Genomic DNA, 21,400 nt, shown 5'->3' on the forward strand with positions numbered 1-21,400 from the left:
TCCCTTCCAATTATTTTTCAAGAGTAAGGTGTATAAATGAAATTAAAAGATTTGGCTGAACAACTTGGTGCAAGTTTCACCGGCTCTGGTGATTTAGAGATCAATGGAATCAAAGATTTGGAGCACCATACTCCTGTAGATCCTAATAGTATATATTATGTTGCTTCCAAAAAATACTTAGCCAAACATAAGAAAGCATCGGATGTCAAAATAGCGCTTACAATTGATTCGTTGGCGTCTCAGTTTCCCCATGCCATCATTATCCCAGAAGAAGGCTCCAAAGTAAAATTCATTCAAGTAGTTTCATTATTTGAAAAAAAGCCAAGTTATAATGCTTACGTTTCAGAAAAAGCAAGTATACATCCTACAGCCAAACTTGGGAAAGATGTAACAATTATGGATTTTGCTGTGATCCAAGAAAATGTTGTGATTGGTGATCGTGCTGTGATTTTTCCGAACGTGGTATTGGAGTCCAATGTTGAAATTGGTGATGAAACTGTACTTAAATCTGGAGTTGTTGTTTATTATAACTGTAAGTTAGGAAAACGAAATTTGATCCACTCAAACACAGTGATTGGTGCCGATGGATTTGGATTTTATGATTACTCTGGTGTAAGGTATAAGGTTCCGCAAATTGGAAATGTAATCATTGGTGATGAAGTGGAAATGGGAGCCCATTGTACGGTAGACAGGGCGGCCCTTGAGTCTACGACCATTGGAAATTTTACTAAATTCGATGATCATGTCCATGTGGGGCACAATTGTCGAGTTGGAAATTATGTTTATATTGCAGGAGCCACTGTACTTGCAGGTTCCGTTACCATTGAAGATGGTTGTTTTCTTGCGGGTCAATCAGCTGTGGCAGAACACCTAACAATGAAAAAAGGATCTATTCTAATGGGGCTTTCTGGATTAACAGAAGATTCCAAGGAGAAAACAGCTTATTTTGGTATTCCAGCAAGACCTGCTTTGGAAATGCATAGAATTCACAGTTCGCTTCCAATATTACCAGAATTAGCTAAAGAGCATTCAAAACGAAAGAAACAGGAGTCTTAATTTTAAGATTCCAAAATTCTTTTTAAAGAATTTAAGTTTTCCATCATTTGAGATTTTAAGTTCATTTTCACAAGGCCTTCACTCAATTTAAAAAGGCCTTTTAATTCCATCCGATCTGTGATAGTTAGGTGGCAGTTCCCATTGGAATCCTTAAATTCATATCGATCAGTAAATAACATAGAAATGGAATGGCAACTAGCGACAATCAAGTGGTTTTCTTGAATTTCTTCTAATGTATAAAATTCTGTAAGTTTAAAAATTCCTAAATCAATTTGGATTTTAAATTGATTAGGGTTGTCTGGAACCACTTCCGAAGCGGTGATACTCGAGTTATACAAAGTTTGATTTTCCATATTCCGAATATATGCAAATACTTCTGGCACCGGTTTTCGGATTACCGTTTCAATGGTGGTTTGTATCATTTATTTTTTGGATTCTGAAATCCACTGTTTCCAAATATCAGGAACAAATCCAATGGTCGCACGTTTTCCATCACGGACGATTGGTGTTTTGAATAAGAGGGGGTTTGTGAGAAGAGCTTCCTCTTTGTCGTATAACATGTACTTTAGATTTTTGTCTTCGTAGACTTTAGATTCTGTATCAATCAAATCATCCAAACTAACACTTCCTAAAATAGACCTAAGCTCACCTTTGCTCATTTCTTTTTCTTGGAGGTTAATGAATTGAAAAGGTACGCGACGTTCTTGGAAGAACAACTGCGCCTTCTTCGATTCTTTGCATTTTTTGGTTCCGAAGATTTGGAGGTTCATCCAAAAATAGACTTTTTGAAATCTTCTAAAAGAGATTCTGTTCCAGACAACATCAACTCAACTTGATCCTTGTCCAAATCATACATCACATGTGCTTGTAGGTATAAAGTGAATTCTTCAGCAGACAATTTCTTTGCATCGAAGTTTTCTTTTAAAAAATTATACCAAGCGGCAAGGATGACTTTTTGGTGAGCCAATTCTTTAATACCAATGGTAATGATTTTAGAGGATTTCATGTAATTTTCTAAAAGAATGATACTCTTCCTAAGAGACAGTCAATCCAAAAACCTTTGGAAGACTGAAAAATAGAGAACCCATGATCCCGAATTCATATCCAATCTTCGAAAAGTTTGTGCAGTGCTCACAGTGGCATCAATGACTCTTGTATCATCCAATACTCCTACCTTACCGTCGGCTCGGATATAGAAACTGGAAGTTTCCCCATTATAATTCCCACTGAACTTATCAATTGCTATATAGTGGTATCCTAACCCTATTTGAAAAAAAGTATTTTCGTATAACCGATGATTGATGGCTGTCTCTGCTCTGTAGGTTAGTCCACTTCCTCGTAGTCTTCCTCTTTGGTTAAAGTATTGGGAGTCTGGCGGTAAACCACCTCCAACCGAAAATCCACGTACATTCCAGTCAGCAGAAGTAAATCCGCCACCGAGTCCACTTTCCCATTCCCAATTGCGAAATACAGGAATGTTAAAGTAATACATTCCCAAAATATGGTAGGAATAGATTTCCGAACTAAGTTTTGTATAATAATAGTCGCTTGTAACTTCAGTTAGTTGAAGAATCTGCCAGTCATTTCTTCCAATCACAAATCCGATTCGGGATCTTGAGTCTAATAGGAATCTAAAAAATCCTTCGTATAAATTAGTAGATCTGCCGCCACCTAAGGCTACATCGGAGGCAGTTAACGGACTGATCGTAGAAGAAAACTGTTTTAGGTCTCCATCGAATCTTCCAGGAATTCTTTCGCCACCACCGTAACGTAATCCGACTTCCATACCGGAAGGTTCAGAAGCCAAGTTGCCAACGGCAATAGAAGAAATCATAAAAACCAGAAACGAAAGGATCACAATACATCTTGACATAACAATTTCATCCAATTTCGTGAGGAAGAACCAATATGGAAACACTCTTTCAAAACGGATCTAAGTTTAATCTGATTTTAGGATCAGACATTCTCAGCCCTTATTTTTATCTTATCCTTGTCGCCTCAATTTATTTGAGTTTTCGGTTGGGATTTCCACAAATTCGTTTTCTCTTTCTCGCACTCAAGATCCTTACCGGAAATATGGACTTTAAAGGTTCCAAGGGCCAGTTGGTTCATTCGCAAGCTTTCTTTGCTGGAATTGGCTCTTCATTATTGGCCGGATCGGTCATAGGGACAGCCCTTGCCATCGCCTATGGTGGAATTGGTGTTCTTTTTTGGATTTGGGTGATGAGCCTTCTTGTGATGCCTATTCGGTTTGTTTCTTCCACCTTGGCTGTAAAGTTTCGAAACCAACTACCTAGTGGTCGTTATCTTTCCGGTCCTATGTATTTTATTGAAAAGGCACTTAGGGCGAAGTGGCTCGCTGTGGCATTTTCCTTGGCGAGTATGGTTACCGTACTTTTGTTTGGAGGGATTTTTCCTTTTGTGGGACTTACTTATATCACAAAAGAGGGTTTGAGTCTTTCGGGTCTTTCTGGCCCCATTTCTATTTCAGTCATTTTATTATTTATTGTGATCGGTGGTGTTAGGCGAGTTGGCCGAGCTGCTTCCATTCTTGCTCCTATTGGAATTTTCCTTTTTATTTTTGGATATGTAACACTTTTTTCAAATGGAATGACTTCCTTTTTTGGATTCCTTTCGGACGTAACCAAAGAAGCATTTTCAATCAAAGCCTTACAAGGTGGTGGTGCGTTCGGCATTTTGCGTGCCCTATCTGTTTCGCTTAGTACTTTCTTTTTATCTACAGAAACTGCCGTTGGAAAATCTTCTGGCATCGCAGGTGTGGTACGGACTGATTACGCCGCAAAACAAGGATTAGTGAGTATGCTAGCTTCCTTTTTTGAAGGTTTTATTATGGCTACCCTTGTCGGATTTGTTTTGTATTCGTATGGTGCAGTCAATTTAGATACCATTCTTTCTTTTCCTGATAGAATTTTAGAACAAAAAGATTCTTTATCTGCCATTTTGTTTTTTATTTCTTTTGTTTGTTTTGGAATTTTAAGCCTTGCCGGTTGGTTTTATAGCGGTGAACAAAATGCATTTTATGTATTCGGCGAAAAGTTTTCCAACTTTTTTAGAATGTTGTTCATTGGATCTACTTTAGGTTTTTCTTATCTTTATGTAAAGTATGGAGTAGATGTTCTAACGTTTGTGATGCATTGGGGTTATATTGCTGCTGTGATTACCAGTGTTCCACTCCTTGTTTCCCTTATGTTACTTGGTAAATCTGCCAATTTTGAACTCAAAAAATACCTTTCCGAATCGGGAGCCAGGTATGAAATTTTCAAAGACATTTATCTTTTGTTTTTGACCTTACTTCCAAAAAACCTGATCTCCAAAATTTTTGGTTATTTTTCTATGTTTAAGATGCCACGGTTTATGATGATCCCCATCTTAAAGGCATTTGCTAAGGCATATAAAATCAATTTAAGCGAAGCTGAACTCGAAATTAAAGAATATGCATCCTTAAATCAGTTTTTTACAAGAGCACTTCGTGCCGAAGCAAGGATCATTGACTCGGCTCCTAATGCAGTTGTATCTCCTACAGATTCTAAAATCACAAGTTTTGGAAATATTAACCAATCCACTATCATTCAGGCAAAAGGGATTGATTATTCCGTAAAAGAATTGTTAGGTTCTGAAAAATATTATCCATATTTTACTAACGGAAAATACATTACCTTTTATTTGTCTCCGCAAGATTACCACCGCATTCATAGTCCATTTGCGGGACAAATCCTCGGATACTACTACGAACCGGGAAAACTTTTTCCGGTAAACGATTTGGCAGTTCTCAATATACGGGGACTTTTTCCAAAAAACGAAAGACTAATCACCTTCTTACAAACCGAATATGGTAAAATTGCTGTCATTAAGGTGGGAGCGTCTAACGTAGGAAAGATCCGTGTGACTTACGACAATAAAATTGTCACAAACAACTGGATTCGTTTTGCGAAGGAACATCACTACAAAGATGTTTCGATCATGATCGACAAAGGGTCTGAACTAGGACGTTTCGAAATGGGTTCTACTGTCATTCTTGTTTTCGAAAATGACACCATCGACTTGACAAACATAACTCTCGGTGACAAAATCCAATACGGGACTACCGTTGGGAATTTCCGTTCTAAAACAACGAAACTACCGGTGAAATCTTAAAAATGTCGAATTCACAGTTTGCCACGATACCGAAAGAAATTTCTTTCGATGACGATTCTCTTTATATCGAGTGGAAAGATGGTCACGGTTCGAAATATTCGCTTTTGGATCTTAGAAAAAAATGCCCCTGTGCCACTTGTCGCGGGGGACATGGCGGAAAAGTAGGGGATGCCACTGGTCATATCCAATCCATCAAACTCCTTTCTTGGACCAAAGTGGGTAGGTATGCCATTTCCATCGTTTGGAGTGATTACCATAACACCGGCATTTATTCTTATGACAATCTCCGAGCCTATTCGGACGGAATAGCGAGCGCATTCGACTAAACTCGCTTACTTTTTGTCAATTCAGGAAAAAACTGAGTGACAAAAAGATTCATATTATGTCTCATTATCCTAAGTTTTCCGGAGATATAAGGGTATGGGTGAAGGTTCACTCTCACAAGACGAGATAGACGCATTACTACAAGGTGCGGATGATACATTCGACCTCTCTTCCTTAAGTGGCGCCGCAAGTTCGTCATCGGACAACCTATCTCCAATTGACCGCGACATTATTTCTGATGTGATCGGCTCTGCATTCCAGGTGGCGGGGAACACACTTGGCACGATCTTGGCAAAAAACACTCGTTTTATGAACCCTGCCACCGAATCGAGCTCCTCTACCGATATTCAAAAGGAACTCGGAACCAAATCCGTAAGTTTGTATTCAACAATTAGCGGAAGTTTGGCGGGACGTGCTTGTCTCATTATGGCACAAGAGAATGCAGCAAAGATTGCAGGTGTGATGATGGGAGGAATGACTCCTCCCGGTCAACTTGATAATGCACAACTCCAAACCTTAAAAGATTCGTTATCTCCTATTTTGGGGACGGTAACGGCACAAATCGGAATGAAACTTGGTGGCACCATGTCAGGTAGCCCGCCAGAAATTGCCCTTGTGAATTCTGGTCGTGATTTACAACTACCAGATGACAACAATTTGGTGAAAACCTCTCTCAGTTTAAATATTGATGGAGTTGGTTCCTTTAAAGTTTATTATGTTATCTCATTGTCTATGGCCAATTCCATTTTGGATATTCAAAAGGGTGGTGGTCAAAAACAACAACAACAGTCCGGTGGAATGAACGTCAACATGCAACCTAACATGGGTATGGGTGGTGGACAATCTTCTGTTGGAATCAAAGGTGTTAATTTTCCTTCTCTTGCGACAGCGGGTGGTGGTCCAGGCCAAACGAACCTCAACCTCCTTATGGATGTGCAGATGGCACTCACTGTGGAACTCGGAAGAACTAAAATGTACATCAAAGACATTTTAGGTTTGGGTGAAGGTTCCATCATCGAACTAGATAAGTTAGCTGGTGAGCCAGTGGATTTACTTGTGAACGGCAAACTCATCGCCAAAGGTGAAGTTGTGGTTATCGATGAAAACTTCGGGGTTCGCGTTACTGATATCGTAAGTCCTACCGATCGACTCAAAGGCGAAAAATGATTGGATTCACTAAGAGAATGTTAAAACAAAAGGGGCAAGTTATGTACTTTTGTTTGTTTCTTGTTTTATTAACATCTCCTGTAATTTCTCAATCAACAGAAACAAAGGAACTAGACCAAATCCTTCGTCAGGAATTGGGAGAGACAAAATCCAAACCTACTGATGTTGGTAATCCTAATTCTGGTCCAAAGTTTGAAGGATCCTCTAACTCCAGTAAAACGGATCCTGGTTCAGAAACAAAGGTTTCGGAAGAAACAAATCTTATACAAGAAAGATATGCAGATAATACTGATGATTCTCCTTCTGCAACTTGGATACTACTGAAGATTTTAATTGTTTTAAGTATTCTTGTTGGTGCTGGATATTTTCTCATCTTACAAATGCAAAAAACAAAATCAGCAAAGTACCCAGTAAAAGGGTTTATGAAGGTTTTGTCCAGTTTGCCACTTTCGGCCACACAATCAGTTCAGATCATCGAAGTAGGTGGTCGTACACTTGTGCTCGGTGTTGCTGATGGTTCCGTCAGTTTACTCACGGAAGTAACTGCTCCCGATGAAAAATCACAAATCCAAAAAATGAAAGAGGAAGCAGATCCTTACGTTCCTAATTTTTTGGAAACGGTCCTGGAAAGTTTACAATCGAAAGCACAAAGGAAAATTCGGATCAATCCTTCCAAAATGGAAAGTTTGGAATCCGACGGGGCTCTTGAGATCCAAAGAAAGGCCAAAGAAGGTTTGGAACGACTTCGCAAACACCGTGAATTGTTAGAAGGAGGGGAAACATGAAATCTCGTTTTTTTTCCTTCTTAAAGAGACATAAATCTATTATTTTTCTCATTGGGGTATTGTTCCTTATCACCGCTGGTGGGTTTACGGGCCTTCTGGCCCAAGATAAGGGGACAAGGATCCCTATCCCGAATTTATCATTTAACGTAAATGAGGCGAAAGGTCCAAAAGAGACAAGTTTGTCTCTGATGATCCTTTTTCTTGTGACCATCCTGTCCTTGGCACCAGCGATAGTGATGAGTGTCACTTCGTTTACAAAAGTAGTGATTGTATTTGATTTTGTGAGAAGGGCTCTCTCTTTACAAAACTTACCACCAAACCAGGTGATGATGGGCCTTGCTCTTTTTGTTACTTTTTTTATCATGGCACCTACTATTGGTAAGGTGAATGATGAAGCCCTCCAACCGTACCTAAATGGAAAAATTGACCAAACGGCGATGATGGAAGGATCCATGAAACATTTGCGTCAATTTATGATTAGGCAACTTGGAAAAGATGGAACCAAAGATGTTGCTTTGTTTTTGAAAATTGGGAAAGTACAAAATGTCAAATCCTTTGAGGATGTTCCTTCTTATGTTTTGGTTCCAGCCTTCATGTTAAGTGAAATCAAAAAAGCATTTATCATTGGTATTTATATCTTCATTCCCTTTATCGTGATCGATCTCATTGTGGCGTCAGCCCTTCTTGCAATGGGGTTTATGATGTTACCCCCTGTAATGATATCACTTCCTTTGAAACTCATCCTCTTTATCCTGATCGATGGATGGAACTTACTTGTTTTGGAACTAGTAAGGAGTTATAAATGACAGAAGTTGATGTAGTAAACTTACTTAGAGAAGCGTTCATTGTAACACTAAAAATTTCCAGTCCTATTCTGATCACGGCATTGGTGGTGGGACTCATTGTTGGAATATTACAAACTACAACTTCTATCCAAGAACCTACTATTGCTTTTGTCCCCAAACTGGTTTCTATTTTTGCGGTGATTGTTTTTTTCTCCGCATGGATGGTGCGAGTCATGACAGACTATACCCGTGAAATTTTTTTTATGATTGAAAAGATATGATATGGAAGCATTCGTTTTACATTTTCAATCATTTCTTTTGGTTTTAGTTCGCCTGCTCGGACTATTCCTTGTTGCGCCTTTTTTTTCTTCGGAATCAATCAATTTTTCACTAAGAATGATCTTTTCCTTTATGGTTTCCCTCATTGTATATCCTGTGGTGGCGACCTATATGCCTTCTGTTCCTGGGCATATGATCAACTACGGTATCCTAATTATCACAGAGATTTTGGTAGGTGTATTTATTGGTTTTCTAGTTTCACTTGTGTTTGCTGCCTTTCAAATGGCGGGTGAATTTTTTAATAACCAAATAGGATTTGGTTATACGGAGATTTTGGATCCTGTCACTCAGAACTCACTTCCCGCCATTGGAACTATGAAAAACTTAATGGCAACGGCTCTCTTTCTTGTGATTGGGGCACACCGGTTTCTCATTGAAACACTAGCTTATTCCTTTGAAAAAATTCGAATCATCTCTTTTACGGGAAAAGTAAATGCAGGTCTTTATCGTTTGATGGAAGAGGCCATTGGTGCTATGTTTGTTGTCGCCTTTAAAATAGCACTACCTGTGATGGGGATTCTATTTTTGGTTTCCCTTGCGGAAGGACTAATGGGAAAGGCCGCACAACAAATGAATGTTATGTCCATGTCATTCCCTTTGAAAGTTTTTATTGGAACACTCACTCTCATTGCCACTCTCACTTTTATTGCTACGCAAATGGTTCAGGGAATCCAGATATCTATGGATAAGGCAAGTTTACTCATCCGGGAGTGGCCCAACTTATGAAAGAATGGATAAAATTTGAATTCGGATGGGACAACATTGAAATTATAATTTGGATCAAATCATTGTTTGGTGGGATACGTGTTTTTTTATCTGGGTTTTTTCCTATTCTGCAAACGGAAGTTTTGCCAGGACCCGCTATATTTTCCTCCGGTTATTATGAAATCGATCTCCAACTTTTTGCTGCGGCAGACGAAGGTCGAACAGAGCCGCCGAGTGAACGCCGTAGGCGGGAAGAAAAGGAAAAAGGAAATGTTCCTAAATCCAACGAAGTTGCATCCACCTTGGTGTTATTAGGTGGGACAATGGTCCTTTTTATATTGGGTGATACATTTATACGAAATACGGCTATTTTTATTAAAAAATACCTTCCTATGGGAATGAAACTGGACCGATTCGGTGCAGAAGAGTTTCGGGTCATTCTTTCTGGTGTTTCTAGGGATTTTTTTAATCTGCTTTGGCCTGTCCTTGCCATCACTGTAGTTTTTGCCATCGTTGGAAATGTGGTGCAGGTGGGATTTATGTTTTCCCCGCGAGCATTGTCATTTCGGTTGGATCGAATCACCCCTAACTTTAAACGGGTTTTGCCAAACCGCCAAACTTTATTTAATTTAGTGAAATCTCTCGCAAAAGTGGTGTTAATTGGTGTAATCAGTTACATTTTAATTTCTGGTGATTTCCTAAAAGTCCTTTTGACAGGAAATATGGGAATGATGCAAGCAATTTCCCTCATCACTTATTCAGGATTTAAAATCATGATGGCGGCTGGGCTTTTGCTTTTGGGAATTGCCGTTGCTGATTTCTTTTTTCAAAAGTCTGAATTTGAAGAATCTCTCAAACAAACTCCTTCGGAAGCAAAACGTGAGATGAAAGAAGATTCTGGTGACCCTGTGATGAAAAATCGTAGGATGCAACTCGCACGTGACATGATGCAAGGGAATATGTTACGGGAAGTTCCTAAAGCAGATGTAGTCATCACTAATCCAACTCATTATTCAGTTGCTCTTTCTTATGAAATGGGAAGGGATTCAGCGCCTCGTGTGATTGCAAAAGGGGAAAACCGCCTAGCACTAGAAATACGAAGGATAGCTCGTGAAAATGATGTTCCGATCGTTGAAAGTCCCAAACAAGCACGTCTTTTATATGCACAAGTAGAAGTGGGAGAAGAAATCCCTCAAGAGTTTTTCCAAGCGGTAGTGCAAATCCTCATCACCCTTGAGAAGTTCAAAAAAAAAGTAGGAATGGCATAACTGTATGAACTTTAGAGATATACTCAAACAATCTGATCTTATTTTAGGTGTCGGTACCTTAATGATCCTTGGGATGTTGATAGTCCCTCTGCCAGGATTTGTTTTGGATATCCTGATTGTTGTAAGTATTGGCCTTGGGTTACTTATACTTATGACAGCTTTATCGGTCACAGAACCGAGTGAGTTTTCGATATTTCCAAGTTTACTACTCATCACCACTCTCTTTCGGTTGGCGTTAAACGTATCCACAACTAGACAAATTTTATCGAAAGGCCCAGCGATGAATTCCAGTGTGATCGAAGCTTTTGGAACCTTTGTGGTGGGTGGAGAATCGGGACTTGGGAAGTATGTAGTTGGTCTAATCATCTTTATCATCCTAACCATCGTACAGGTGTTAGTCATCACCAAAGGTGCGACAAGGATCTCGGAAGTGGCCGCAAGATTTACACTCGATGGATTACCGCAAAAACAAATGTCCATCGATATGGAACTCAATAGTGGTGCGATTACCGAAGCAGAAGCTAAGGTAAAAAGAAAAAAAGTTCAAAGAGAAGTAGATTTTTATGGGGCTATGGATGGAGCTTCCAAGTTCGTACAAGGGGATGTGAGAGCAGGGCTTATCATTACCGCCATCAACTTGATTGGTGGGATTCTCATTGGTTCGACCATTCGAGGGGAATCTTTTTTAGCATCGATTGAAACTTATGGAAAGTTTACCATTGGGGATGGTCTTGTTTCGCAAATTCCAGGTCTACTTTCTACAACTGCAACTGGTATCATTGTCACACGTTCTAGTTCCGAAAAAAAACTAACCGTGGAGATCAAAGACCAACTTTTTGGGAATGCCAAAACATTGTATGTAGTGGCAGGAGCTCTTGGTTTAGCCAGTCTCATCCCTGGACTTCCATTTTTTTCACTTCTCTTTTTAGCAGGAGCCATTGGTTATTTAGGATATTCCATCGAACAAGTGGCCAAAGAAGAAATTAAAAAAATCGAAACAGTTTCGCAAGAAAAAGTCCAAGAGAAAAAACCAGAAAACTATATTAAAGAAATTTCTGTGGAAGCTATACAGGTGGAGCTGGGTCGCGACTTACTTCCGTTAGTTGATTCTTCTTCTGGAGGACATTTACTCGAACAAATTGCCAACACACGTAAAAAATTCGCGATTGATTTTGGTCTTGTGATCCCTGCGATTCGGATCATTGACAATTTAGAAATTCCTCACGATAACTATAGCATTCGTATCAATGGAGTGGTTGTTGGACAGTCAGCTGTAAAAGCAGATCGTTTGATGGCAATGAACAATACCGCTCGGAATTTAGATGCCATCATTGGAGAACCATTCACCGAACCTGCGTTTGGTTTAAAAGCCACTTGGATTGATCCCAATGATAAAATTGAAGTGGAGAATAAAGGTTATTCGGTGGTGGATCCTTCCACTGTCATCATCACTCACTTAAAAGAGCTGATTTCCAATTATGCATCACAACTTCTTGGAAGAGAAGAAGTGAAGGCACTCCTCGAACATTTACGTCAAACTCATCCTACTCTTGTGGGTGAATTGGATTATGACAAACAAGGAAGACTTGGGATCATCCAACAGACTTTACAAAATCTTTTGGCAGAAGGTTTATCGATTAAGAACCTTCCAAAAATTATGGATGCTATTGCCAATCATTTGCCACGCACAAACAATCCATTTGATTTGGCTGAACATGTAAGGCAAGCTTTGTCACGCCAAATCATTAATGATTTCCTTTCACCTGATGGAAAGTTACATGTAGTCACCATTGATCCAAGAATTATTGATCGTATGAACAAAAGTATCACACTAGATGAAACGGATGGAAGTAAACTCATCATCCTTCCACATGACATCCGTGTGAGGATTTTGGAATCGGTTTATAATGAATTACAAAAGGCTTTGGATGAAAATCGTTTCCTCATCTTTGTCGTTTCTAGGTACTTGAGACAAGCCTTTGCATTCTTTTTGACAAAGGAACTACCCCCCAGGAACTTTGCAGTAATTGCTTCTGAAGAAATTCATAGAGGGGTTCCGACAGAAATTGCCTCGGTTCTAAGCCTTCCTTCCAGAGAGGAACACCCACAAGAAGCATAGGAGATTTTTTTGACAAGTTCAGTTCCATCGTACCGCATTTCTGTTGCTCCGATGATGGACTGGACCGACAGGCATTTCCGCTTTTTTATGCGGATTATCTCCAAACACGCGTTACTCTATACGGAGATGGTGACAACAGGTGCCATCCTTCGTGGAAAAGACAACCATCGATATCTCGATTTTTCAAAAGAGGAACATCCCATTGCCTTACAATTAGGCGGAGATTCTCCTTTGGCACTTGCTGAATGTGCCAAAATTGGGGAAGATTATGGATATGACGAAATTAATCTCAACGTAGGTTGCCCGTCGGATCGGGTGCAAAGTGGAAGTTTTGGTGCTTGCCTTATGAAAGAACCAAACCTTGTGGCGGAGATGGTGGCGGCCTGCAAATCTAAAGTAAAAGTTCCTGTCACCGTTAAACACCGTATTGGTGTGAATGGAAAAGAAAGTTATGAAGATTTATTCCATTTTGTTTCTAAAATTAAGGAAGCCGGAGTGGATCATATCATCGTTCATGCAAGGATTGCGATTTTAGAAGGATTGTCTCCCAAGGAAAATAGAACGGTTCCACCTCTCCGTTATCAAGACGTATACCAATTAAAAAAAGATTTTCCTGGTTTAACCATCACGATCAATGGGGGAATCAAAACACATGCAGAAATTTCTGACCATCTAACAAAAGTAGATGGAGTGATGATTGGGCGGGCTGCCTATGATAATCCATTTTTATTTCATGATGTAGACCCATTGTATTATGGCTCCGAGGAAAAAACTCATTCGAGAGAAGAAATACTTCGTGAGCTCATTCCCTATATTCGTTCTGTTCTCAAAAAAGAAGGAAAAGCGCATCATATCCTTAGGCATATATTAGGGCTTTATTATGGAGAGAAAGGTGCCAGAGAATTTCGGAAATTTCTCACCGACCGAATGCATATTACAAGTGCCAATGAATCTATTTTAGAGGATTATTTAAAGCGTTAAGGATCTGGAGGGCGTAAGGTCAGCGAATCGTCTAACGACGAGAAGCTGACTGGAGCGTAAGCGCACCCCGGAGGAGCCTGACCCCTGATACACAAAATTGTTTTATAGGACAAATTGGGGAACGCACTAAAAAAACCATAAGAAGTCAATCCAATTATTTAAATTAGAAAGGTATAGGATAACCTAGATTAGACGGTCTACTCATCCACTTTGTTCGGAAAAATTGGAATTTTGCCAAAAAACGCCGTGAAAACTCATCGAAAATCTATTAAAATCAAATGAGTTGACAGGGCAGTTTCTCTTCCCAGCCTGGTTAAATTGAGAGGGAATACCATGACCAAGCCACTCACCGTACAAAGTGATAAAACAATGCTTCTTGAGGTGGATAACCCAGAATTTGAAGCCTGTCGGGACCTCATTGCCAAATTTGCTGAGCTCGAAAAAAGCCCTGAATATATGCATACCTATCGCATCTCTCCACTTTCTTTGTGGAATGCGGCTTCGATTAAAATGACTGCAGAAGAGATCATCGAAGGTTTAACTAAGTTTGCTCGTTATTCTGTTCCAAAAAACGTGATGAACGAAGTGAGAGAACAAATCTCTCGTTATGGAAAAGTGAAATTAGTGAAGGAAGAATCTGGGGAATTATATATTATTTCCAATGAAAAAGGATTCATCACAGAAATTGCAAACAACCGAGCCGTTCAACCCTTTGTGGATGGAATGGAAGGTGATAAAATTCGAATTAAAAAAGAATACCGTGGCCACATCAAACAAGCGTTAATCAAAATTGGTTTTCCAGTGGAAGACCTTGCGGGTTACGATGAAGGAAATAAATATCCGTTTAACTTACGTCCTACGACAAAAGGTGGGATTAAGTTTGGAATGCGTGATTACCAAAGAGCTTCAGTCGAAGCATTTCATGCAGGCGGCCGTAACGAAGGAGGATCTGGTGTTGTGGTCCTTCCTTGTGGTGCGGGAAAAACCATAGTGGGTATGGGGGTTATGCAAATTGTGGGAGCAGAAACTCTCATTCTAGTCACGAACACTTTGTCCATTCGCCAGTGGAGAAATGAAATTGTAGATAAAACCGATATTCCTGAGTCAGACATTGGAGAGTATTCTGGGGAACTCAAAGAAATTAAACCCATCACCATTGCCACTTATAATATCTTAACTCACAGAAAGAAAAAAGGTGGGGACTTTACTCACTTTCATATCTTTAGTGCCAACAACTGGGGACTCATTGTGTATGATGAGGTTCACTTACTTCCTGCTCCTGTTTTCCGAATGACTTCAGAACTTCAGGCCAAACGTAGGTTAGGTTTAACGGCAACTCTTGTTCGTGAAGATGGACTAGAAGAAGACGTGTTCTCCCTCATTGGACCTAAAAAATATGATGTACCTTGGAAAGAACTGGAAGCCAAGTCTTGGATTGCAGAAGCCAATTGTGTGGAGATTCGTGTTCCTATGGAAGATGATCTTCGTATGAAATACTCAGTGGCGGATGACCGTGAAAAGTTCCGTTTGGCATCAGAAAACCCTGAAAAACTTCGGGCGATTAGTTATATCTTGAAAAAACACTCCACTAACAACATTTTGGTGATTGGACAATACATCAATCAACTAGAAGAGATATCCAATACTTTCAAAATCCCTTTGATTACTGGAAAAACTCCTCTTCCTGAAAGACAAGAGCTTTACCAAGCCTTCCGTACGGGACAAATCAAACAACTTGTGGTTTCTAAGGTGGCAAACTTTTCTATCGACTTACCAGATGCCAACATTGCCATCCAAGTTTCAGGAACGTTTGGTTCAAGACAGGAAGAGGCGCAGCGTTTGGGGCGTATCCTTCGTCCAAAATCCCAAGACAATACAGCGATTTTTTACTCGTTGATTTCGCGTGATACCAACGAAGAAAGATTCGGACAAAACCGACAACTCTTCCTCACCGAACAAGGGTATGAATATGAAATTTATACTTTGGATCAGTTCAAAGAAACTGTTCCAGAGGAATCACTCACTAAATAGAGGACAAAATGAAACTTGTAGCAAAACGACTTGATGTCGTAGAACCTTCTCCCACTCTCGCGATCACTGCAAAAGCCAATCAGTTGAAAGCGAGTGGACTTGATGTGGTTGGATTTGGAGCAGGGGAACCTGACTTTGATACTCCAACACATATCAAAGAAGCTGCTAAAAAAGCAATGGACCAAGGGAAAACAAAATACACTCCCGTGAGTGGAACTGTTTCCTTAAAAGAGGCCATCATTCGTAAATTTGAAACCGAAAATGGTTTAAAGTACGAAAAGAACCAAATCATTGTGGGAACAGGTGGAAAACAAGTTCTCTACAATTTTTTTATGGCAACTTTAAATCCTGGTGACGAAGTAATTATCCCTGCACCGTATTGGGTCAGTTATGCGGATATTGTTCGTTTGGCAGAAGGAACTCCTGTGATTGTATCCACAGATATTTCTAGTGGATTTAAAATCACAGCAGACCAATTAGAAAAAGCCATCACTCCAAAAACAAAAGTTTTTATTTTTAATTCTCCATCTAACCCTACAGGAGCAGCTTACACTCGTTCGGATGTGGAAGCACTCGTAAGGGTACTAGAACCAAAAGAGATCATTACGGTTTCGGATGATATCTACGAAAAAATCATTTATGATGGATTGGAATTTGTAAATCCAGCCATGATTTCAGCAAAGATGAAGGAAAAAACCTTTGTGATTAATGGCGTATCCAAAGCATATTCCATGACTGGTTGGAGGATTGGATACGGAGCAGGGAATCCAGAGATTGTAAAAAACATGGATACTATGCAAGGCCAATCCACAAGTAATGCTTCTTCCATTTCCCAAGCAGCGGCTGAGGCAGCGCTCACAGGAGACCAAACACCCGTGGCAGAAATGTTAAAGGCTTTTGATAAACGTCGTAAACTTATTGTTGGACTTTTACGTGAAATTCCAGGTGTGGAATGCCGGATGCCAGAAGGTGCGTTTTATGCGTTCCCTTATATCAATGGTGTGTATGAAACTCCTGGGTTCAAAAAACTGTTGCTTGAGAAAAAAGAATCTTCTTACTCAAAACTATTTTGTGATGTGCTCCTTGATAAATACAATGTGGCAGCAGTGCCGGGCATTGCCTTCGGAGATGACAAAGCCATTCGTTTGTCTTATGCGTTAGGTGATAAAGATATTGAAAAAGGTGTGGCTCGCATCAAACAAATGGTAGAGGACTTACAAAAGTAAAATGGCCTCTGTTCCTTTACTCAAAAAAAATTGTAGAGGAACAGAGTTATTTAATTCATTTTTTATTTTAGGACGGGTTTTGATTTTTCATATTTCAAAATCTGCTTTTTCCCTTTTGAGAACAAAATTTATTTTCCTCAAACAAATTAAGATTTTGAATTTTTTTTCAGTTTTTCTTTTCTTTTTGGTAGGTTCGATTCTAGCAGAACCCACATTCCAGGAAAAAACAAAACAAACAAAACCCTCTGAACTAGTAAAACGAGATTTACATTCAGAAATTGTAATTCCAGTCATTGGTCTCAACTTACATTTGTTTGCTGATCAAAAAAGTGATGTTTTGCGTAAACTAAAATTTGGAGAGCCAGTTTCCTTTGACAGGGAATCTCTTGAAAGTCCAAAAGAAGATTGGATCCCTGTAAAATTAGAAGATGGTCTTTCTGGTTTTATCAAACGATCTGTAGTCCGTTCAGTTCCACCTAAACAATATTTATCCACTTTATTATTTGAAGCAGAACGAATGATTTTATCCAAGAACATAGATTTTGCTGCAAAAGGGGAAATTACTGATACTATTTTTTCTATCTCCGCGACAGGGAAATTTACAGGAGATGATTTTATCTTCATTCGAGCGAAAGCTGGTTTTTTTCTTAAAAAAACAATAGATTTAATGAATGAAAAGGGGATAAAACCGGACAATGATCCTGGAACTCTTGAATTCTTAAAACGTCATCAGACAAAATTGTTATACGATTATTCCTATGGAAAATACTATGTGGATTCCAATTATTTTTGGAAACTACTAGAAGCTTACCCAAAAACAAAACATTCGGATTATGCCGGTTATCTGGCGACGGAAAGTATACCTGTTCTGGAATGCGGGACAGATTTAAAATGTCGTTTAGAAGAAATGAGGAAAGGAAAACTGCGTTATATCTATTTGTTTCCTACAGGCAATTACATTAATTTATACACAAAAGACTTAGTAAACAATTTACAATCGATGACAAAGGACCCAGATTCTATTCCTTGTTTTGCGCCAGTCAGTGAGGGAATTAAGTCTGAAATTAATCAGATGATTCGATATGCTTCCGAGATTGGACCTAGAGAGAAAAAACAAATCCTACCTCATTTGCAAATCTTAAAAAAAGAATGTTTCCGTTAACAATTAACTTATTTAATACAGCGGAGAAGTTTCTTTGAAATTAAGTCATAAACTGTATCCATTCCAAAATTCTGATCCAAATCGGAAGTCAATCGGTGATATTATCATCTTACATGGGTTATTCGGATCTTCAAAAAATTGGGTGACGGTTGCGAAGTTTTTATCAAATTTTGGGTCAGTTTATGCGGTTGACCAAAGAAATCACGGGGACTCTCCCCATGCCGAAGAACATTCCATCCGATTGATGTCAGAAGATTTGGAAGAATTTATTTTTGATCATAAAATCCAAAATCCGGTTCTATTGGGTCACTCTATGGGTGGACTAGTGGCCATGTATTTTGATTTAACCCATCCTGGAATCCTAAAAAAACTAATCATCCAAGATATCGCTCCAAGATCTTATCCGTTTGCTTACGACAATGAAATCCAATCTATGTCCTTTGCCTTAGATGGATATTCTTCGCGAACAGAAATTGATTCTGAAATGGCGAAGTATGTATCAGATACCTTTATTAGGCAGTTTTTGCAAATGAGTTTGGAACGAAATGAAAACGGCAAGTATGGTTGGAAATTGAATGTAAATGGCCTTAACCATGCTCGACGAGTGTTTGAAGATGTGTTTACTTTTGATACAACATCAATGACTCCAACTTTGTTTTTGTTGGGTGGAAGTTCTGAGTATATTAGAGATAGTGATTTTCAGGTGATGGACCAATTTTTTAAAAACAATCAGAAAATCACAATAGCGGGTGGCGGGCATTATATTCACTTCACACACCAGGCCAAATATTTAGAATTATTAGATCGAGAATTGTCTTCGATTTCCTGATTTAATGTTTCGTTTAACGAATCATTGGTCAGATGTTTTTTATTCTATCTTTAATGAATTCGATTACTTGGATATTTTGTTTCGGAAAGCGAAAGGATGGAAACGATAGAAACAGTAGCCGGAATTTGACTACTGTTTCAAAAAAATTAATCTTCGAGTAAAGATCGTAACATCCAAGCAGTTTTTTCATGAATGTCTAAACGCTGAGTGAGTAGGTCTAAGGTTGCTTGGTCATTTCCTTTTTCAGCAGGTGCATAGGCAGCGCGTGCAGTGCGAATGACCGCTTCATTTCCTTCAACTAAATGTTTGATCATTTCTTGTGCTTTTGGGACTTCTTTGTCCTCTGCGATGCTTGAGTATTTTGCAAATTCCCAACCACCCATCGGCGCATAGTATCCAAGTGATCGAATTCTTTCCGCAATTGGATCGATCGCATTCCATAGTTCTGTGTATTGGGTCATAAACAAAATATGTAAAGTTTGGAACATGGGTCCCGTTACATTCCAATGGTAACTATGGGTTTTTTGGTACAGGGTGTAAGTATCTGCCAAGAGTTTTTTTAAAGACTCTGAGATCGCACTTCTTTCTTCTTCGGGGATTCCAATATTAATTTTCATCATTTGTCCTTTTGATTTATGATAAATTATTTTTTTAGTTCGGAAACAATACGTTCTACTAAACTTTCTGCTACAAAATCATATTCGCTTGTAATGAGTAAAATGTCTTCGCGACTCCAAATCAGTCCAAGCCCCAAACTGTATTGTAAAACACGTCCGAAAGTCCAGTCTGCTCCCGGTTTTTTACGTGCATTGACAATCACATGTCCAGATTCAATATGTACGATTTTTAAAGATACAGTATCCACTAAGTTAGGAATGAGTTTTCCTTTTTCATCGTATTTTTTGAGAGCTGATCCTCTTCCGAAAATTAGGGCATCTACCCCTAAAACTTTTCCTAGGCGAACGGCTGTTTGTGTATCTATAATCCCTGTTTTGGAAAAACTTTGTTCGTTTACAACTTTCGACAATTGTTCTCTTTCTATGACTTTAATGGGTAGGAGTTTGGCAATTTGTAAGGATACTGCGTCGGTAAATTCGTCTCCCCATTTTGCATCCTCAATGTCGAAAAGTAAAACAGCAACCTTAGTGATGCCCAGGTCAGTTTTTCCCGTGTCTGGATATTGGATGGCAGCATCCATAGTGCGACAGTTGACTAAGGAAAAGGTAAGGAGGATGGAAAAACACATTATATATAGTTTCATAGATTTCCTTAAGAAATGATGGATGGAACGTAAGACGGCAATTCTTTTTCTCATCAAAACCTGGCATTTTGGAAAATTCGCTTTTCCTATTGTGGTCTTTCCTAGATTTTTCCAACTAGGCCCTTTGATGAAAAAGATTTTTAGTATATTGATTATAACTCTCACCTTTTTTTTGCTAGGCGCAGGGTATTATTTTTCATCTTCTATTATCTCCTTTCCCATCTCCGATTTACAGGAAGATAAGACGAAATTAAAGATTAATTCTTTTGCCGATTTTGGGCTTCCTGAACCTGAATCGGTTCGTTTCCAAAACGGAAGTTTGCGACTTCGCGGTTGGTATTTTAAAAATCCTAAAAAGAAAAAATGTGGTGTGGTTTTGCTACATGGTCATGGGAGGACTCGGTATGGAGTTCTTAAATACACCCCTCTATTTTGGAAACGAGGATGTAGTTTGTTTACCTATGATGCACGCCACCACGGAGAAAGTGCAGGAGAATACGGAACGTACGGATTTTACGAAAAACAAGATTTGGAACGGGCCATTGAGTTTTTTTCGGAAATTAGCACTGTACCGGAAGAAGATATAGGCATTTTTGGTGCCTCTTTTGGGGCTGCGACTGCATTACAATATGCAGAAGGGCGCAGTGATTTTGCCTTTGTCATTGCAGATTCTCCTTATATGGATATGCGTTCCATTGTGGAAAAACGGGCGGTCGACTTATATTCTCCTTTGGTTTTATTTCTTTCTCCCATTGCGCTTTCTGTGGCAGAGCTCAGAGCAGATTTTCTTGTGGATGAAGTGTCCCCGAAAAAAGCAGCTAAATCTATTTCAGTACCAGTTCTTATCATACATTCCAAAGAAGATGAAATAACACCAGTCTCTCATTCGGAAGAGATTTTCCAAAATTTAAAATCGAGTCGCAAACAACTTTTTATTTCCGATTGGGGTGCCCGTCATTGTAAGTCGATAGATACTCGATATAATGAATACGAATCGATTGTGAATTTATTTTTAAAAGAAAAAACTTTTTTCCCCAGGTGATTCTTTTCTTCTGCGTTTTTTCCCTATAAGAAATTATTGATAGGTTCCCTAAGTTTTTGCATCAATTAGGGAAATAACTTGAGAGTTTTGGAAGAAAGAATTTTGAATAGAGTGTTTGTTTGATTGATTTGTGGGTACAATCACCCCGCCCTGATTGTAGGGTGG

Annotated in this window: 22 protein-coding genes; 16 read left to right on the forward strand and 6 right to left on the reverse strand. The window is 39.1% G+C overall.

Features of this window, described 5'->3' with window-relative positions:
* The first annotated feature begins 36 nt into the window (after positions 1-36).
* Positions 37-1,056: a UDP-3-O-(3-hydroxymyristoyl)glucosamine N-acyltransferase gene (lpxD, locus tag EHQ31_RS07825; protein ID WP_135574648.1), complete on the forward strand. Its 1,020-nt coding sequence runs from the start codon at positions 37-39 to the stop codon at positions 1,054-1,056.
* A gap of 2 nt (positions 1,057-1,058) precedes the next feature.
* Here lpxD and EHQ31_RS07830 read toward each other — a convergent pair whose 3' ends face one another.
* Genes EHQ31_RS07830 through EHQ31_RS07845 form a run of 4 tightly spaced genes read right to left on the reverse strand, consistent with a single transcriptional unit; the run spans position 1,059 to position 2,929 of the window.
* Entirely contained in the window at positions 1,059-1,478 is a 420-nt protein-coding gene (locus EHQ31_RS07830; RefSeq protein WP_135574646.1) for an SRPBCC family protein, read from the reverse strand.
* Complete coding sequence (locus EHQ31_RS07835; protein WP_135574645.1) at positions 1,479-1,826, reverse strand: arsenate reductase family protein; 348 nt, start codon at positions 1,824-1,826, stop codon at positions 1,479-1,481.
* On the reverse strand, positions 1,823-2,062 hold the full coding sequence (locus EHQ31_RS07840) for a hypothetical protein (RefSeq protein WP_135574644.1): 240 nt from the start codon (positions 2,060-2,062) through the stop codon (positions 1,823-1,825). The genes EHQ31_RS07835 and EHQ31_RS07840 overlap by 4 nt, the downstream gene beginning before the upstream one ends.
* Positions 2,063-2,101: 39 nt before the next feature.
* A complete protein-coding gene (locus EHQ31_RS07845) occupies positions 2,102-2,929 on the reverse strand; it encodes an LIC_11366 family protein (protein WP_135574643.1) in 828 nt (275 codons plus the stop codon).
* A gap of 35 nt (positions 2,930-2,964) precedes the next feature.
* Between EHQ31_RS07845 and asd the strand changes: the two genes are divergently transcribed.
* The 14 genes from asd (at position 2,965) to EHQ31_RS07915 (ending at position 18,932) form a co-directional block, all read left to right on the forward strand.
* Positions 2,965-5,211: an archaetidylserine decarboxylase gene (gene asd / locus EHQ31_RS07850; protein WP_135574641.1), complete on the forward strand. Its 2,247-nt coding sequence runs from the start codon at positions 2,965-2,967 to the stop codon at positions 5,209-5,211.
* 2 nt (positions 5,212-5,213) lie between these two features.
* Positions 5,214-5,537: a DUF971 domain-containing protein gene (locus EHQ31_RS07855; RefSeq protein ID WP_135574639.1), complete on the forward strand. Its 324-nt coding sequence runs from the start codon at positions 5,214-5,216 to the stop codon at positions 5,535-5,537.
* Positions 5,538-5,631: 94 nt separating this feature from the next.
* Entirely contained in the window at positions 5,632-6,702 is a 1,071-nt protein-coding gene (gene fliN / locus EHQ31_RS07860; RefSeq protein ID WP_135574637.1) for a flagellar motor switch protein FliN, read from the forward strand.
* 41 nt (positions 6,703-6,743) lie between these two features.
* Positions 6,744-7,487, forward strand: coding sequence for a FliO/MopB family protein (locus EHQ31_RS07865; RefSeq protein WP_135575058.1), 744 nt, complete (start codon positions 6,744-6,746; stop codon positions 7,485-7,487).
* Positions 7,484-8,293, forward strand: a complete 810-nt coding sequence (fliP, locus tag EHQ31_RS07870) for a flagellar type III secretion system pore protein FliP (RefSeq protein WP_135574635.1) — start codon at positions 7,484-7,486, stop codon at positions 8,291-8,293. The genes EHQ31_RS07865 and fliP overlap by 4 nt, the downstream gene beginning before the upstream one ends.
* Positions 8,290-8,553 carry a flagellar biosynthesis protein FliQ gene (gene fliQ / locus EHQ31_RS07875; protein WP_002974890.1) on the forward strand — a complete coding sequence of 88 codons (264 nt, stop codon included), beginning with the start codon at positions 8,290-8,292 and terminating at the stop codon, positions 8,551-8,553. The genes fliP and fliQ overlap by 4 nt, the downstream gene beginning before the upstream one ends.
* A 1-nt stretch (position 8,554) precedes the next feature.
* Positions 8,555-9,337, forward strand: a complete 783-nt coding sequence (gene fliR, locus EHQ31_RS07880; RefSeq protein WP_135574633.1) for a flagellar biosynthetic protein FliR — start codon at positions 8,555-8,557, stop codon at positions 9,335-9,337.
* Positions 9,334-10,584 (forward strand): EscU/YscU/HrcU family type III secretion system export apparatus switch protein, encoded by a 1,251-nt coding sequence (locus EHQ31_RS07885; RefSeq protein ID WP_244247310.1) that lies wholly within the window; start codon positions 9,334-9,336, stop codon positions 10,582-10,584. Before fliR ends, EHQ31_RS07885 begins: the two co-directional genes overlap by 4 nt.
* A gap of 4 nt (positions 10,585-10,588) precedes the next feature.
* Positions 10,589-12,703 (forward strand): flagellar biosynthesis protein FlhA, encoded by a 2,115-nt coding sequence (locus tag EHQ31_RS07890; protein WP_135574631.1) that lies wholly within the window; start codon positions 10,589-10,591, stop codon positions 12,701-12,703.
* Positions 12,704-12,712: 9 nt separating this feature from the next.
* Positions 12,713-13,684 carry a tRNA dihydrouridine(20/20a) synthase DusA gene (gene dusA / locus EHQ31_RS07895; RefSeq protein ID WP_135574629.1) on the forward strand — a complete coding sequence of 324 codons (972 nt, stop codon included), beginning with the start codon at positions 12,713-12,715 and terminating at the stop codon, positions 13,682-13,684.
* 333 nt (positions 13,685-14,017) lie between these two features.
* Complete coding sequence (locus EHQ31_RS07900; RefSeq protein ID WP_135574627.1) at positions 14,018-15,715, forward strand: DNA repair helicase XPB; 1,698 nt, start codon at positions 14,018-14,020, stop codon at positions 15,713-15,715.
* 8 nt (positions 15,716-15,723) lie between these two features.
* Positions 15,724-16,941: a pyridoxal phosphate-dependent aminotransferase gene (locus EHQ31_RS07905; protein ID WP_135574625.1), complete on the forward strand. Its 1,218-nt coding sequence runs from the start codon at positions 15,724-15,726 to the stop codon at positions 16,939-16,941.
* Between the two features lies 1 nt (position 16,942).
* A complete protein-coding gene (locus EHQ31_RS07910; RefSeq protein ID WP_135574623.1) occupies positions 16,943-18,103 on the forward strand; it encodes an SH3 domain-containing protein in 1,161 nt (386 codons plus the stop codon).
* Positions 18,104-18,137: 34 nt separating this feature from the next.
* Positions 18,138-18,932, forward strand: coding sequence for an alpha/beta fold hydrolase (locus tag EHQ31_RS07915; protein WP_135574621.1), 795 nt, complete (start codon positions 18,138-18,140; stop codon positions 18,930-18,932).
* Positions 18,933-19,078: 146 nt separating this feature from the next.
* Here the strand turns inward: EHQ31_RS07915 and EHQ31_RS07920 are convergent, their stop codons facing one another.
* Positions 19,079-19,552 (reverse strand): Dps family protein, encoded by a 474-nt coding sequence (locus tag EHQ31_RS07920; protein ID WP_208652744.1) that lies wholly within the window; start codon positions 19,550-19,552, stop codon positions 19,079-19,081.
* A 23-nt stretch (positions 19,553-19,575) separates the two neighbouring features.
* Positions 19,576-20,193, reverse strand: coding sequence for a CsgG/HfaB family protein (locus tag EHQ31_RS07925; RefSeq protein WP_244247312.1), 618 nt, complete (start codon positions 20,191-20,193; stop codon positions 19,576-19,578).
* Positions 20,194-20,320: 127 nt separating this feature from the next.
* Between EHQ31_RS07925 and EHQ31_RS07930 the strand changes: the two genes are divergently transcribed.
* Positions 20,321-21,235 (forward strand): alpha/beta hydrolase, encoded by a 915-nt coding sequence (locus tag EHQ31_RS07930; RefSeq protein ID WP_135574618.1) that lies wholly within the window; start codon positions 20,321-20,323, stop codon positions 21,233-21,235.
* Positions 21,236-21,400: the final 165 nt, after the last annotated feature.

It is taken from the genome of Leptospira montravelensis (genome assembly GCF_004770045.1).
GTDB lineage: Bacteria > Spirochaetota > Leptospiria > Leptospirales > Leptospiraceae > Leptospira_A > Leptospira_A montravelensis.